This is a genomic window from Acidovorax sacchari, assembly GCF_042847045.1.
GTDB classification, from domain to species: Bacteria; Pseudomonadota; Gammaproteobacteria; order Burkholderiales; family Burkholderiaceae_C; genus Paracidovorax; species Paracidovorax sacchari.
On record NZ_AP035783.1, the window covers coordinates 1,747,487 to 1,761,474 of the forward strand.

Consider the following 13,988-nt stretch of genomic DNA (forward strand, 5'->3'; position numbering starts at 1 on the left):
TCTCAGCGGGGGGATTCGGCCGCGGAGGCGGGCAGGGCGGCGGGCGCGGGAGTGTCGGCGGAAGGAACGCGGGGCCGGTAGATCTGCACCTTCTGGCCCGGCGAGAGCACATGCACGCCCGTGGCGACGACCTGCATGCCGGGAGTGAGCCCGGCGCCGACCACCACCTCGTTGCCGTCGGCCCGCGCGATCCGGATCACCTGCGAGCGCACGGTGCCGCTCGACGGTTCATAGACCCAGACGGCGGTTTGCGTGCCTTCCTGCCGCAGTGCGCTGGTCGGCAGCTTGATGGCTTGCGCGCCATCCTGGTCCGGCATGTCCGGCGTGACGTAGGCCGTGGCGCCCAGGGGCGGCGGGTTGTCCGACGCCAGGGCGACCTTGGCGAGGAAGGTGCGGGTGACGGGGTCTGCGCTGGCCGCGACCTCCCGGATGCGGCCCTGCACGGAGGGCCCGCCCGACCAGAGCCGCACGGATACGGATTGCCCCGGGCGCACCCTGGCCACCCGGTCTTCGGGGACGGAGAACACCACGTCCCGCGGGCCGTCCTGCGCGATGCGCACGACGGGCGTGCCCGCCGTGACGACCTGACCCGGTTCGGCGTCGATCCCCGTGACCACGCCGGCCGCGTCGGCCAGCAGGCGCGTGTAGCCCGCCTGGTTGCCCTGGGAGGCCGACTGCGCCCGCGCCTGATCGAGTGATGCTTCGGCGGCCTTCAGCGTGGCTGCGCGGCGGTCCAGCTCCGCTCCGCTGATGAAGTTCTGGGCTTTGAGCGCGGAAAAGCGCTGGTAGTCGGCGGCTGCGAGATCCCGCTGGGTCTGCGCGGACGCCACCTGGGCGCGCGCGGCCTCCAGGGACAGCTGGTAGTCGCGGGGGTCGAGTTGCGCCAGCAATTGCCCCGCCTGCACCCGCTGGCCGAGCTCTGCCTGGCGCTGCACGATCTTGCCCGCAACGCGGAAGCCCAGGCGGGATTCCACCCGTGCCCGCACTTCCCCGGCGTACTCGAGGCGGGTCTGCAGCGGGGCCGTGCCCGTGGTCAGCAGCTTGACGGAGCGCTCCGGTTCGGGGGCGGGCGCAGGCTTGGAGCAGCCGAAGAGCGCGAAGGTGGCGGCCAGAACCGCCAGCGCAGTCCGCTTCCGGCCTGCACGAAGCTGCTTCCACGAAAAAGCCCCACGGAGGGGCTGGGCTGGCGGGGGCAGGCGGTGCATGCGGGGCGGCGCGAGAGGCGGCATGGCGATCCCAAAAGTTGTTAATGACTGACTGGTTAGTAATCTAGGTGAAAGCCTCGGCAGCTGTCAAGCGACAATCGAGGGGTGTCCAAACCCTCGCCCTCCATGCCCCGTCCCGAGTCCCGCGACCTTCCTTTGGGGGGCGGAGATTTGCATTCCGCTTCCCCGCCTGCCGGCACGGATGGCGCTTCCGGATCGGGGGGGCTGCCTGGCGTCGTGCGCGCCCGGCCGGTGACGCACTACGAGAATTTTCCCGTGGCCTCGTGGCTTTGCCCTCCCGCTCTGCGGGAGCCCATTGCCGCCGTCTATGCGTTCGCCCGTACGGCGGACGACCTGGCCGACGAAGGCGAAGCCACCGCGGCCGAGCGCCTGGATGCGCTGGACGAATACACCCGGGAATTGCATCGCATCGCCGCGGGTGCCCCGCCGCAGGCGCGATGGGCGGAGGTGTTCGGGCCCCTGCAGGGTGCCATCGGCACACATTCCCTTCCCGTCGCACTGCTGGAGGACCTGCTCGGCGCCTTCACCCAGGACGTTCTCCGGACCTCGGAGGGGCTGACCTACGCGGACAGGGACATGTTGCTGGACTACTGCCGGCGGTCGGCCAATCCCGTGGGCCGCCTGCTCCTGCACCTCTACGGAATCGCCGATCCCCTGGCGCTGCGCCGGAGCGATGCGATCTGCACGGCCTTGCAGCTCGTCAACTTCTGGCAGGACCTGAGCGTGGACCTTCCGCGGGGGCGGCATTACGTCACGGATGCCGATCTGGCCCGGTTCGGTATCGACCGCGCGCTGCTGCAGCGGCAGCCGCTTTCCCCGCAGGCCCGGGCCCTGGTGGCCGACTGCGCGCTCTGGGCGCGGGCGCTCATGGTCGAAGGGGCCGGGCTCGTGCATCAGTTGCCCGGTCGGATGGGATGGGAACTGCGCCTGGTCGTCCAGGGAGGGTTGCGCATTCTCGACAAGGTGGAGGGCATGCGTGGTGACAGCCTGTTGCGGCGCCCTGTCCTGGGGCCCGGCGACTGGATGCGCATGGCAGTGCGCGCCGTGGCGATGTAGGTGCGGGCAGGCCTGGCATGCGCCGGGCCTGCTCCTGCGGGATCACCGGGCCGGGGCTGCCGCGGTATAAGAGCCTGTCGCCGTTCGCGGCGGGTGGACGACCATGCTGGCATACCCGCGGTAGGTGCCGGTCTTCGATTCGTCGGTCACCCAGACGAGCAGGTCCTGCTTGCCGGCCTTGCCGTTGTCGATGAGGGCCACGACCTCCAGGCGGAAGAACTGGTCAGGGGTATCCACCTGGACGGCGTTGCCATCGAAGCGGGGCACGCCGGGCAGCAACGCCTTCAGCGAGTGCTTGCCGGCATCGGCCCTATTGCGCAGGGACGACGGGAACGAGCGCAGATCCAGTTTCTGGTAGAGGGCCTTGGCCTGCCGTGCGGCTGCCGGAGCCCCTGCCGCCGCGAATGGCCTTCCGCCTACCTGCCGGATGCTGTCGCAGAGCCGGTATTCGCTCCGGATCTCGAAATTGCGGGTGGACTCGACGGGTTGGGCCTTGCCCAGGAGTTCCGAGTAGTCGAGGCAGTTCTTCGCCGAGGCGCCGTTGTCGAATGCGAGCGGCGTGCGCGCTGCCGTGAGCGACGCCTTGGGGTTCTGCAGTGCCGCCAGCAGCTCCGCGTTGGCGATATGCGCGGCACCGTCCGCGGCATGCGCGGCAACCGAGCCCAGGACGGCGGCAGCGAGTGCGATCCATCGCTTCATTTGATCTTCTCCAGCAGGGCGGCTTCCTTGCCGCGTCGGGTAGGGTACACGTCGCCGAAATTCTTGAGCAGCTTCACGGCCTCGGTCCAGTCCTGCCCCGTCACGGCCTTCCAGAATTTCGGCGTGGCGGAGTCCAGGTTGACGCCGTACTGGAACGACACCGACGCGATGACGGTCTGCGCTTCCGCGGGCAGGTCGATGAAGTGCTTCTTGTCGGTGGTGGCCGAGTCGTACTTGAGTTTCAGGCTGGCGATGTGGCTGGCCTTGGTTGCCTTGTCGATGGATTCGGCTTCGGCGGCGGAGATGGCCAGGGGGGTTTTCTCGACGAGCTTCTTGGCGTCGGCCCCCTTGGAGCCCAGGTAGGGCTTGAGCTTTTCGATCAGATTGCTGGCCAGTCCCAGGTTCTTGAGGTCATTCTCGGACCGCTGGCCGAGGTCAAACCCCGTCGCGATGGTCACGCCGCTCTTGCTGACATTTGCCGCGGGTACGTACCCGGTCGTCTGGGAGCCCCCCTCCAGGGCACTCAAAAATGCGTAGTCGATTTGTTCTGGCATGGTTGATGGATGAGGGTGTTGATTTTATCGTATTTGCATATTTGGGGAATCTCGTGACACCCCTGTGCGGAACGGATTTTGGGTCGTCGGAGAATGGCGGGCGCCGCCAAAAATCAAGGCATGGCGAATTCGGCCTTGGAGTCACTATTTCTGCGAAGGCGCGGCATTCTTCTCAGGTATTTTTTTGCATCGACCCATGCAAAAAAAGTGTGATGGTTCGCCTGGCTATCTGGCAGCAATAAAAAAAGCCGGAGCCTCATGAGGCATCCGGCTTGCGCGGGGACGCAGGAAATTAAATTTCTTTGTTGAGCTTGATGTCGTAGCCTGCCTGGCTTTCGGCGCCCTTGCCGCCCTGGTTCGTCTGTTCCCAGTATTGCGTCTTGATTTTGGCTGCCTGGAAGGCGTAGTTCACCAGCACTGCGTCGCTGCCGTCGGTGCCGCTCACCGTCACGCTCGTGACGAGCACGTCGGTGAGGGTGATCTTGCCGAATTCGATCTGCGTGCCACCCGCCTTGCACATCGAGATCTCCACCTGGCCGAGGTGCTTGCCGGTCGCGCAGTGCTTGAGGACGGCCGGATACGCCTTGTCGATCTTCGCCACGACGTTCAGGTCGTGGAAGGTGACCTTGCCGGCGCCAGCGCCGCTGCCCGTGGACATCGAATTGGGCTGCGTAGCGCCCCAGGTGAAGGAACGGATGTCGGTCCAGCTCTTGTGATTGGCGTCTTGGGATTCGCCGCTGGCACCTTCAACCTTCATGAACATATCGACGGACATGGAATGCTTCCTTTTTGGATGGACTGCGCAGATGCGCTTTTGAGATAGAAATGGAACCGGTCCGCTCTTGCTGTGCGGGGCCTGCTCCTCACGAACGGGGCCTTCGCCAGGAGAAGCCCTGACCATAATCGCTTGCGACGTCCCCCCTCCCAGGGGCTGCGCGAAAGTGCTCGGGCCGGCTTCTCCGGATGCCTAGTTGCGCCGCCGATCATAGGGAGGGGGCATGCATTTGGAAATACTCCAATTTTCAACATTGTTCATCCGAGAGAAACAAAAGAAACAATTTGTCTTTTTGCTCGACGGGATGCGGGATGACAGGGCTGTGTCACATGTTCCCGTTACACTTGCCGGTCCCCGCCGAGCCGCTTGCGCAACAGCTCGGCGGTAGCCAGCGGGATTGCGGCCGGCAATACACTTTTCCGCCATCTCCATACAGATTAGAAACACAGCCGCCTGGGAGTGATGCCTTGACTTTGGTGCTCGACGTGCAGGAGACGGGATTTCGCGGCAGGGCAGTGCCCGGCGGCGGGCGACGTTCGCGCCGTCTGCAGCGGTGCTTGGAAGCGTGAACTCATGGACAAGGAATTCAGTGGCTCGGCGAACTGCCTAGGTCCCGGCGTGCAGGTCGGTGAATACCGGCTGAACGATGTCGTGGGCGAAGGCGGGTTCGGCATCGTTTACAAGGCGCGCGACCTGAGCCTTGACCGCATTGTGGCGATCAAGGAGTACATGCCGGCCACCCTGGCGGGCCGCAAGGACGGCAACGAAGTGCATGTGCGGTCCCAGCACCGCGGCGCGTTCGACGCGGGCCTGCGCAGCTTCATCAACGAGGCGCGGCTCCTCGCCAAGTTCTCGCATCCTGCGCTGGTGCATGTGTACCGCTTCTTCGAAGCCAACGGCACGGCCTATATGGTCATGCAGTACTACGAGGGGCAGACCTTCCGCTCCTTCCTGACGCAGCAGCACACGGTGGACGAGGCATGGCTGTCGGCGGTGCTGGTTCCCATCCTCGACGTGCTGGAGATGCTCCACGCGGCGGATTGCTATCACCGCGACATCGCGCCGGACAACATTTTCCTGCAGGACTCCGGCATGCCGGTGCTGCTGGATTTCGGCGCGGCGCGCCGCATCATCGGCGACATGACGCAGGCGCTGACCATGGTGCTCAAGCCCGGTTTTGCTCCCATCGAGCAGTACGTGGACGACGGTGCGATGCCACAGGGGGCCTGGACGGACATCTACCAGCTGGGCGCGGTGCTCTACCAGGCGATCACCGGTCGTCCGCCCGCGACGTCCGTCGCCCGGATGATCAACGACCCGCTGGCCCGGCTCACTCCGGAGAACTGCCCGGGTTTCAGCGCGCGTTTCCTGCACGGCGTGCAGAACGCGCTCGCGGTCAAGCCGCAGGAGCGGCCGCAGAGCATTGCCGAATTGCGGCAATTGCTGGGCCTCAAGACGGTGACCATTTCCTGGCCGCATGCGTCTGCTGCGGCGGCCGGCGCGGAAGTCGCGGTCCGTGCTTCGGATCCGGTGCCCGAGGCTTCCGCCGCCGCCCCGACGCTGCGCCCCGTGGAGGCCATGGCCTCCATGATTCCCTCGCACCTCGCTCCTGCCGGTGCCCAGGGAGGCGGTGCAGAGCACCACATGGCCGAGGAGCCGGCCTATCTGCAGACCACCCAGCCGATGCCTTTGCAGGACACTCGTCCCGCAGGGCTGGAGCCGCCGCCTGCCGCTGCCATGCCCGTGGCGCGTCCCGAGGCCGGCAGCCGGGCCGAACGGGCGTCCTCCCGTGCCGCTGCTGCACCGTCGGCGGGCGCTGCTGCTGCCGCGCCTGCCGTGGCGGCGTCCATCCCTGCCCCTTCAAAGCGCCAGCGGCCGGTGTGGCTCGTTCCGCTGCTGGCGTTTCTTGCGTTGCTGCTGGTCGGCGGAGTGTGGTGGACGGTGCAGTCCTCCAGCGAGGCGGCCGCGCGCGAGAGGATGGCGGTGCAGGAGGCCAGCCAGTGGGAGTTGGCATCCCGCATCAATACCGTGGAGTCCGTGCAGGCCTATCTGAGCGCATTCCCGAACGGCGCCCACCGGATGCAGGCCGAAGAGGCCCTCACTCAGCTGACGGCGCGTTCGCTGCAGGCGACGGCCGTGCCGCCCGCAGAGCAGGCGCCGGCTTCTGCGCCGACCGTGGCGGCATCCGCCGCGTCGTCCCCGGTGGAGCCCGCGGCGCGGGCCAGCGCCCCTGTCGTGGCGGCCCTTCCTCCGGCGTCGGCGGCGCATGCCGGCCCTGCGCCTGCGCCTGCGCCTGCGGCTTCGGTGCCCGCCGCGGAGGATCCCGCGCGGTCCCAGCGGACATCCGGCCGGGAGGCGGAAAACACCGGCAGGGTGATCCTGCGCGTCATGCCGTGGGGCAATGTCACCGTGGACCGGATTCCCGCGGGCACCACGCCGCCGCTGACCCAGCTGACCCTGTCGGAGGGCTTCCACCGCATCGAGATATCGAACCCTGCGTCGCAAACGGTGACCCGGATGGTGCAGGTGCGGCGGGGCGAATCCGTGGTGCTCACGCACAAATTCGAATGATGTCGTCCCGTCGGCAGGTCTTCCTGCCGGTGGGGCGTGGAACTGCGAGACCGGTGTCCGGCGGCGGGCAGCCGCCGGGGCATCTGCCATTTTGACGAGGAAAGCATGGCATCTAAGACGAAGCTCATTGGTGGAATGTGCCTGGTGGGCATCTTGCTGAGCGGCTGCCAGACGCCCCCTGCGGGCCAGGCGGGCGCGGGCGGCACCCCTGCGCAGGCGGAAGGCGCTGCTGCGAGCACGGACGCCAAGGAGACGGCGAAGCCCAAGGACCCCGCGGCCTTGAAGGAAGAGGCGCTGGCCCAGGCTCTCGACATCTATGCCGACGGGCGCTACGACGAGGCGATCGCGGCCCTCACGCCCCTGAGCACCGCCCCCGAACTGTCTTCCGCATCCCAGGTCAAGGCCTACAAGTTCATCGCGTTCAGCCACTGTGCCATGGGGCGCCTGCGCCAGTGCCGGCAGAATTTCGAAACCGCGCTGCAGCAGGATCCCAACTTCCAGCTGAGCGATGTCGAGAAGGGCCATCCGGTCTGGGGCAAGGAGTTCAACACCGCGCGTGCGGCGGTCGCCGCGCGCGCGAAGCGCGCCGCCCCGGCCAAGAAGACACCCTGACCCCGACGGGCCGTACCGGACATGGATAAAGTCGAACTCAGGGTCATCCGCCATGCGGACGAAGCGGTGGACCGCCTATGGACGGCGGTATTCGGCGTGGCGGGCGGGACGATTGGCCGCGGGGGGCAGAACAAGCTCGTGCTGTCCGACAGCGATGCCGGCGTCGCCCGCGTGCATGCGATGGTGCGCATCGAGTCGGAGGCTGCCTTCATCGCCAATCTCTGCGAACGCCGTTCGATCTTCGTGGCGGGTGCCGAAGTGCGCTCGGGCGAAGAGGTCCGCCTGTCCGTGGGGGACGAGATCCGCATCGGGCCCTATGTCCTGCATTCCGTCGTGCCGGGCTCGCCCTTCGTTCCCGTGGCGGCTGCTCCGGCTTCCGTTCCCGAGCCCGTATCTGCATCCGCTCCGGTAGCGATTCCATCGCCTCCGGTTTCTGCTGCCGGCGTGCCCGTGGCCGATACCGCTCCGGTGGCGAACGTGCCACAGGGCGAAGGGCCTCCTGTCGCACCGCCGCAGCCTGTGGCCGGAACGGGCGACGGCCTGGCGGCGCTGGCGTCTTCCGCGGAGGATGATGACAACCCATTCGCGATGCTCGGTCGCGTGGAGGGGCCGGCCATCAACACCGCGGCCCCGTCCCAGGCGCCGGTGCCGGCCGCCTCTCCCACGGCCTCGCCCGTGCCTGCACCTGCGCCTGCGCCTGCGTTCAGCCCCGTTTCCACCGGCGCACCCCCGCTGCCCTCCGAGCCCGCGTCCGCTCCCGCCCCGGGCGAGGCCCATGGCTTTGCCGCGTCTCCCGCTCCGGTGCCTGCCGATGCTGGCCGACAGGGCCATGCCTGGCCACCGGCGGTGCCGCAGGGCAAGCCCGCCGCGGCACCCCGGGCCCTCGTCATTCCGGAGGACTTCGATCTTTTCGCGGTGGATCCCCGCAAGGGCGAGGAGAAGAAGGACGCCTGGGGAAGCGGTTTGCAGGCGAAGAGCCTGAGCGAGATCGCCAACATGCGGCACGACGAGCTTCTGCAGTCGCTGCCCGCCAGCGGCGCGAAATTCGCGCACGACATGGACAACCCGGCCCATGCCGGACTGCCCAAGGCGCTGGACCCGCGCGACGAACTCGATCCGCTGCGGCTCTTCACGGGCGACCCGGATGCGGCGCCGGCACTGGTGCCCGAACGTTCGGCGATGGCACTCGGTTCGGGATCCGACCTGTCGCAGTCGTTCAGCCTTCCCCGGGGCGTGCAGGCCCCGGCGGGCCAGGGGATTCCCGGTGCGGCACAGGTGCCTGCAAGCCCTGCGCCGGTCGTCCAGGGTGCCAGTACCGGCCCGGGGATGGCGCCCGCCGTGCCGTCGGCCCCTCCGCTGGACGGGCTGCAGCGTGTGGAGGGCCTCGACCTGGGCGCCTTCGGCTCCGGTTCCACTTCGGCCGATCCACTGGGCTGGCCTCCCGTGGAGAGCGGGCCCGTACCGGCACCCGCGTCCGCTGCTGCCGATGTGCTGCCGCCGGCCACGCCTTCAGGGCTGGCCGCCGGCGATGCGAAGGTGGTACCCATCGAGGAAGTGGCGCTGGCGCATTTTCCCGCCGCGGTGGGCGCCATGCCGGCGCCCGTACCGGCCCCTGTTCCGGCCATGGCAACCGCTCCTGCGCCCACCGCACCCCATGGCCAGGCACGGGAGGAGGGCGCCGTAAAGTCGCCCCTGGTTCCGGTGCTGCCGGAGCTGGAAGCCGCTTCGCCGGCGGAGCTGCAGTCGCTGATCGCGGCCTTCCTGGATGGCGCAGGCGTGCTGCAGAAGAAGGTCGAGCCGCAGAGGCTCAGCCCCGAGTTCATGCGGTCTTTCGGGGAAGCCTTCCGCGTGGCCGTGCAGGGCACCATCGACCTGCTGGCGGCCCGCTCCGAGATCAAGCGCGAGTTCCGTGCGGGCGTGACGGTGATTTCCTCCGGCGCGAACAATCCGCTGAAGTTCCTGCCGACGCCCGAGGGCGTGGTCATGCAGATGATCGGACAGAACTTCCCGGGTTTCATGAAACCCATTCCCGCCATGCAGGAGGCCTACGACGACCTGCGTGTCCACCAGGTGGCCCTGATGGCCGGGCTGCGTGCGGCCTATGCCGAGGCACTGGAGCGCTTCGATCCCGCGGCCCTGGAGCAGCGCACCGACGTGACCGGAGGGGTGTTCGGCAAGCTGTCGGCCACGAGCCGCAAGGCTGCGCTGTGGGACGAGTACAAGCGCAATTTCGCCGAGATCCGGCGCGGCGCCGAGGACGACCTGGCGGCCTTCTCCGGCCAGGCCTTCCTGGAAGCCTATGAAAACGCCGAGGCGGCAGCGAAGGCCAGGACGTGATCTTCCATATCGCAGGCGAGGAGTTCCGGTTCCGGGTGATGGCGGCTTCGCTGTCGGAAAAGGGCGGCCGGGACGTGAACGAGGATTTCCTGGGCCTGGTGGACATGGGCCACCGCGGCCTGTGCTGCGTGCTGGCCGATGGCGCGGGCGGGCACGGGCACGGCGGGCTGGCGGCACGGATCACCGTGAATGCGGTGCTCGAAGGTTTCGGGCACAACCCGCTGTTCGCGCCCGCGGGCCTGGCATCGCTCATTTCGCTGGCGGAGCATGCGGTGGCCGGTGCCCAGCCGCTCTCGGTCTCACGCAAGCACATGAGCGCCACCGTGGTGCTGCTGTGCATCGACCGCAAGACCGGGCGTGCGCTCTGGGCGCACTGGGGGGATTCCAGGCTGTACTGGTTCAGGGACCAGAAGGTGCGGCAGATCACGGAGGACCACAGCGTGGTGCAGCAGCTGTTGCACGCGGGCGTGTACCGCAACCAGGACCCGCGCCGCCTGCCGAACCGCAGCGTGCTGGCGGGCGCCATTGGTGCGGAGTCGCAGATCCCGCCCACGGTGCTTCCGCGGCCGATCGAGCTGGCGGCCGGCGATGCGTTCCTGCTGTGCTCTGACGGGCTCTGGGAAGGGCTGCACGAGGAGCAGATGGAGAGCGCCCTGCGCCACAGCCAGTCGCCGCAGGAGTGGCTGGAGCAGATGGAGGCGGCCGTGCGGGCCCAGGCGAAGTCCTACCAGGACAATTTCAGCGCCCTCGCGGTCTGGGTCGCGGACAGCGAGGATGGCGCCTGACAGGGCGGATGTGGCGTTTTCACCGGAACCTAAGGAGTCGGATATGCATCGGGAAGCGATGGCACGGAAGGGATTCGTCAGGGCGGGGCTCGCGGCCGCGGTGGCGGCATGGCTGCTGGGCGGCTGCGGCATGATCAGCAACCTGAACCGTCCGCAGGAGGCCCCCACGGCCGTGCCGCCGGCCGTCTTCGAGATCGTCGCGGACCCCGGCGTCAATCCCGATATCCACGGCACGCCCAAGCCCATCCTGCTGAGGATCTACGAACTGCGCGCGGCAGCGGCCTTCGACCGGGCCAGCTACCTGGACCTGCAGGACAAGGACGAAGCCCAGCTGGGGGCCGATTTCGTGCGTCGCGAGGAAATCCTGCTGCAGCCGGGCGAGCGGCGCACGATCGAGCGCAAGGGCAGTGCGGACGTCCGCACCTTCGCGGTGTTCGCAGGCTACCGCGACCTGGAGCGCAGCACCTGGCGCGCGACTGCCGGCGCTCCCAATTCCGTCGAAATGCGCCGCCGCTGGTGGGGCCTGGGCGAGACCGAGCGGCTCAAGCCCGTGCAGTACAGCATCACGGTGGGCAAGGACGCGGTGAAGATCCAGACCGCTCCCGCCCCCGCTCCCGCTCGTTAATCCAGGCATCGACGAACGACAACACAAAGAAAGCCCGAAATCCACCATGGTTTGGCAGCGCAAGGTCGTCTGGGCCGAAGGGATGTTCCTTCGCCCGCAGCATTTCCAGCAACAGGACCGCTATACCGATTTCCTCGTGCAGTCCCGCACATTGCCGGCGCAGTTCTTCTTCTGGGGGTTTTCCAAGCTGGCGCTCGACACCGAGCTCCTCGGGCTGGGCAAGCTGGGCCTGCTGTCCGGAGAGGGCGTGCTGCCGGACGGAACGCCGTTCAGCTTCCCGCACCACGACCAGGCCCCCGCCGCGCTGGCGATCGGCAAGGATGTCAAGGACACAGTCATCCACCTGGCCCTGCCGATGCGGCGCCGGGCGGGCGCGGAGGTGACGCTGGGCGCGCCCGGCGGCGCGTCGGTGCGCTATGCGGCCGAGGTCGCGGAGGTGCAGGATGCCAACGACATGGGTGCGCAGGCGGCCGAGGTGCAGATCGGGAACATCCAGCTGTCGCTGCGCGCTGCGCAGGATGTCACCGACGGGTGGGTGAGCCTGCCCGTGGCCCAGGTGGTGGAGCGCCGGGCGGATGGATCCCTGCTGCTGGATCCATCCTTCATTCCCACCGTGGTCAACAACTCGGAGATGTCGGGACTGGCCACGTTCTGCCGCGAGCTCTTCGGCCTGCTGCGGCAGCGGGGAGCGGCGCTGGAAGAGCGGCTGAGCCAGCCCGGGCGCGGCGGCGTGGGCGAGGTCGGCGATTTCCTGATGTTGCAGTTTTTGAACCGCTGGGAGCCGGCGGTGGAGCACTGGGTCCGCGTGCGGGCCATCCATCCCGAGCGGCTGTTCGACGATCTGCTCAAGATGGCCGGCGAACTGGCGACGTTCACCCGCGAACAGCGCCGGCCGGCGGCCATGCCGACCTATGACCACGACGATCTGCGCAGCTGTTTCCTGCCGCTGATGCTCGAGTTGCGCCGGGGCTTGTCCTCGGTGCTGGAGCAGAACGCGATCCAGATCGAGCTGCAGGAACGCCAGTACGGCGTGCATGTGGCGCTCATCCCCAGCACGGAACTGCTCACCAGCTGCGATTTCGTGCTGGCCGTGCACGCACAGACCGCCGTGGAGTTCCTGCGGGCGCATTTCCCCACGCAGATCAAGATGGGGCCGGTGGAGCGCATCCGCGACCTCGTGAACCTGCACCTGCCCGGCGTGCCGCTGCGTTCGCTGCCTGTCGCTCCGCGCGAGATTCCCTACCACGCAGGCTATTCCTACTTCGAGCTGGACACCGGGCACGACCTGTGGCGCCAGCTGCAGAACTCGGGTGGCCTGGCACTGCACGTCTCGGGGGGCTTTCCTGAGCTGCAGCTCGAAATGTGGGCCATACGGCGCTGAAAGCGGACATGTCCATGCAGAACTCCGTCAACGTTTTCGCCTCCGGCCATCCGGGCCAGCCCGCCGGGGCCGTGCCCGTGTCCGCGCCGCCCGGCGGCACGGGTTCCGAGTCCGGCGCCAAGCCCTCGGGCCTGCCCGACGTCGTGAGCGGCGGCAATCCGCTCGTGGCCGCGGCCAATACCCTGCTGAACCTCATCCCGCAGATCCGCCGCATGGCGACCAACCCCGATCCCGCGGCATTCCAGCACTACCTGCTCGAATGCATCCGGCATTTCGAGAGCCGGGCGGGCGGCGCCGGCGTGCCGATGGAAACCATCATCGGCGCGCGCTACTGCATCTGCACCGCGATCGACGAGGCGGCGGCCCAGACGCCCTGGGGCGGTTCGGGCGTGTGGCCACAGTACAGCCTGCTCGTGGCGCTGCACAACGAGACCTGGGGCGGGGAGAAGTTCTTCCAGCTGCTGTCCAAGCTGGTCCAGACGCCCCACCAGCACATCGACCTCATCGAGCTCATGTACTTCTGCCTGACGCTCGGTTTCGAGGGGCGCTATCACGTCATCGACAACGGGCGCAGCCAGCTGGAGAGCCTGAAGGCCCGGCTGCTGCAGGTGATCGAGAGCACCCGCGGGGACCGCAGTGGAGCGCTGTCCCTGCACTGGCGCGGCGTGCAGCGCGCTGCGGTGCCGCCCTGGAGCCTGGTGCCGTTCTGGGTGGCGGCCGCGCTGACCCTGCTCATCGCCTTCCTGATCTTCCTCTGGTTCAACTACCGGCTGGCATCGCGCTCGGACGAGCTGTTCGCAGCGATCAATGCGATCCGGTTGCCGAAGATGCCCTCCGTGGTGGCCGTGGCGCCGCCGAAGCCGCGCCTGCGCCAGTTCCTGGAGCCCGAGATCCGCGAAGGCCTGGTCGAGGTGAACGACCAGGCGGACCGCAGCACCGTGACCCTGCGCGGGGACGGCCTGTTCGAGCCGGCTTCCACCGAGGTCAAGCCGCGCTATGTCGCGGTGATCCAGCGCGTCGCGTCCGCGCTCAATGAGGTGTCCGGCAAGGTGGTGGTGAACGGATATTCCGACAACCAGCCGATCCGCACGGCACGCTTCCCGTCGAACTGGCACCTGTCGCAGGAGCGCGCGCAGGCGGTCGCGGCCATGCTGCAGAGGACCATCACCGACGGCTCCCGGGTGAAGGCCGAAGGCCGTGCCGAGAGCGACCCGATCGCCCCCAACAGCACGCCGGAGGGCCGGGCGCTGAACCGGCGGGTGGAGATCGTGCTGCTGGTTCCGCCCCAGGCCCGCGATGCCGAGCTGCAGCTGACTCCCGGCCCGGCTGCGGCCGGCACGCCCGCTCCCGGCACACCGAAGAACTAA

12 protein-coding genes are annotated in these 13,988 nt (G+C 68.1%); 8 read left to right on the forward strand and 4 right to left on the reverse strand.

Translation table 11 applies throughout. The features are described from left to right. Positions 1-2 precede the first annotated feature (2 nt). On the reverse strand, positions 3-1,229 hold the full coding sequence (locus ACGHC0_RS07880) for an efflux RND transporter periplasmic adaptor subunit (RefSeq protein WP_415267866.1): 1,227 nt from the start codon (positions 1,227-1,229) through the stop codon (positions 3-5). A 102-nt stretch (positions 1,230-1,331) separates the two neighbouring features. Here ACGHC0_RS07880 and hpnC point away from each other — a divergent pair, with 102 nt between their 5' ends. Further along, positions 1,332-2,282 carry a squalene synthase HpnC gene (gene hpnC / locus ACGHC0_RS07885; RefSeq protein WP_415267867.1) on the forward strand — a complete coding sequence of 317 codons (951 nt, stop codon included), beginning with the start codon at positions 1,332-1,334 and terminating at the stop codon, positions 2,280-2,282. 42 nt (positions 2,283-2,324) lie between these two features. On the opposite strand, the gene ACGHC0_RS07890 is transcribed toward hpnC, so the two are convergent. The 3 genes from ACGHC0_RS07890 to ACGHC0_RS07900 all read right to left on the reverse strand — a co-directional run bounded on the left by ACGHC0_RS07890 (position 2,325) and on the right by ACGHC0_RS07900 (position 4,310). Next, positions 2,325-2,981 carry a hypothetical protein gene (locus tag ACGHC0_RS07890; protein WP_368354700.1) on the reverse strand — a complete coding sequence of 219 codons (657 nt, stop codon included), beginning with the start codon at positions 2,979-2,981 and terminating at the stop codon, positions 2,325-2,327. After that, positions 2,978-3,535, reverse strand: coding sequence for a pesticin C-terminus-like muramidase (locus tag ACGHC0_RS07895; protein WP_415267868.1), 558 nt, complete (start codon positions 3,533-3,535; stop codon positions 2,978-2,980). The genes ACGHC0_RS07890 and ACGHC0_RS07895 overlap by 4 nt, the downstream gene beginning before the upstream one ends. Positions 3,536-3,827: 292 nt before the next feature. Continuing rightward, positions 3,828-4,310 (reverse strand): Hcp family type VI secretion system effector, encoded by a 483-nt coding sequence (locus tag ACGHC0_RS07900; RefSeq protein ID WP_368354702.1) that lies wholly within the window; start codon positions 4,308-4,310, stop codon positions 3,828-3,830. Between the two features lie 573 nt (positions 4,311-4,883). On the opposite strand from ACGHC0_RS07900, the gene ACGHC0_RS07905 reads away from it, so the two are divergent. From ACGHC0_RS07905 to ACGHC0_RS07935, 7 genes are all read left to right on the forward strand, one after another. After that, positions 4,884-6,881, forward strand: coding sequence for a serine/threonine-protein kinase (locus ACGHC0_RS07905; protein WP_415267869.1), 1,998 nt, complete (start codon positions 4,884-4,886; stop codon positions 6,879-6,881). Positions 6,882-6,986: 105 nt separating this feature from the next. Then, positions 6,987-7,493: a TssQ family T6SS-associated lipoprotein gene (locus tag ACGHC0_RS07910; protein WP_415267870.1), complete on the forward strand. Its 507-nt coding sequence runs from the start codon at positions 6,987-6,989 to the stop codon at positions 7,491-7,493. Between the two features lie 21 nt (positions 7,494-7,514). Continuing rightward, positions 7,515-9,830, forward strand: a complete 2,316-nt coding sequence (tagH, locus tag ACGHC0_RS07915; protein ID WP_415267871.1) for a type VI secretion system-associated FHA domain protein TagH — start codon at positions 7,515-7,517, stop codon at positions 9,828-9,830. After that, complete coding sequence (locus ACGHC0_RS07920) at positions 9,827-10,615, forward strand: PP2C family protein-serine/threonine phosphatase (protein ID WP_013593952.1); 789 nt, start codon at positions 9,827-9,829, stop codon at positions 10,613-10,615. The genes tagH and ACGHC0_RS07920 overlap by 4 nt, the downstream gene beginning before the upstream one ends. A gap of 58 nt (positions 10,616-10,673) precedes the next feature. After that, positions 10,674-11,240: a type VI secretion system lipoprotein TssJ gene (gene tssJ / locus ACGHC0_RS07925; protein ID WP_368354706.1), complete on the forward strand. Its 567-nt coding sequence runs from the start codon at positions 10,674-10,676 to the stop codon at positions 11,238-11,240. A 46-nt stretch (positions 11,241-11,286) separates the two neighbouring features. After that, positions 11,287-12,621, forward strand: a complete 1,335-nt coding sequence (tssK, locus tag ACGHC0_RS07930; RefSeq protein ID WP_415267872.1) for a type VI secretion system baseplate subunit TssK — start codon at positions 11,287-11,289, stop codon at positions 12,619-12,621. A 14-nt stretch (positions 12,622-12,635) separates the two neighbouring features. Continuing rightward, positions 12,636-13,988 carry a DotU family type VI secretion system protein gene (locus tag ACGHC0_RS07935; RefSeq protein ID WP_368355603.1) on the forward strand — a complete coding sequence of 451 codons (1,353 nt, stop codon included), beginning with the start codon at positions 12,636-12,638 and terminating at the stop codon, positions 13,986-13,988.

Excerpts from the sequence above, each read along its gene's own strand:
- ACGHC0_RS07900 (WP_368354702.1), bottom strand. The coding sequence starts at position 4,310 with ATGTCCGTCGATATGTTCATGAAGGTTGAAGGTGCCAGCGGCGAATCC.
- ACGHC0_RS07935 (WP_368355603.1), top strand. The coding sequence starts at position 12,636 with ATGCAGAACTCCGTCAACGTTTTCGCCTCCGGCCATCCGGGCCAGCCC.
- ACGHC0_RS07910 (WP_415267870.1), top strand. The coding sequence starts at position 6,987 with ATGGCATCTAAGACGAAGCTCATTGGTGGAATGTGCCTGGTGGGCATC.
- ACGHC0_RS07895 (WP_415267868.1), bottom strand. The coding sequence starts at position 3,535 with ATGCCAGAACAAATCGACTACGCATTTTTGAGTGCCCTGGAGGGGGGC.
- tssK (WP_415267872.1), top strand. The coding sequence starts at position 11,287 with ATGGTTTGGCAGCGCAAGGTCGTCTGGGCCGAAGGGATGTTCCTTCGC.
- ACGHC0_RS07890 (WP_368354700.1), bottom strand. The coding sequence starts at position 2,981 with ATGAAGCGATGGATCGCACTCGCTGCCGCCGTCCTGGGCTCGGTTGCC.
- tagH (WP_415267871.1), top strand. The coding sequence starts at position 7,515 with ATGGATAAAGTCGAACTCAGGGTCATCCGCCATGCGGACGAAGCGGTG.
- ACGHC0_RS07880 (WP_415267866.1), bottom strand. The coding sequence starts at position 1,229 with ATGCCGCCTCTCGCGCCGCCCCGCATGCACCGCCTGCCCCCGCCAGCC.
- ACGHC0_RS07905 (WP_415267869.1), top strand. The coding sequence starts at position 4,884 with ATGGACAAGGAATTCAGTGGCTCGGCGAACTGCCTAGGTCCCGGCGTG.
- tssJ (WP_368354706.1), top strand. The coding sequence starts at position 10,674 with ATGGCACGGAAGGGATTCGTCAGGGCGGGGCTCGCGGCCGCGGTGGCG.
- hpnC (WP_415267867.1), top strand. The coding sequence starts at position 1,332 with ATGCCCCGTCCCGAGTCCCGCGACCTTCCTTTGGGGGGCGGAGATTTG.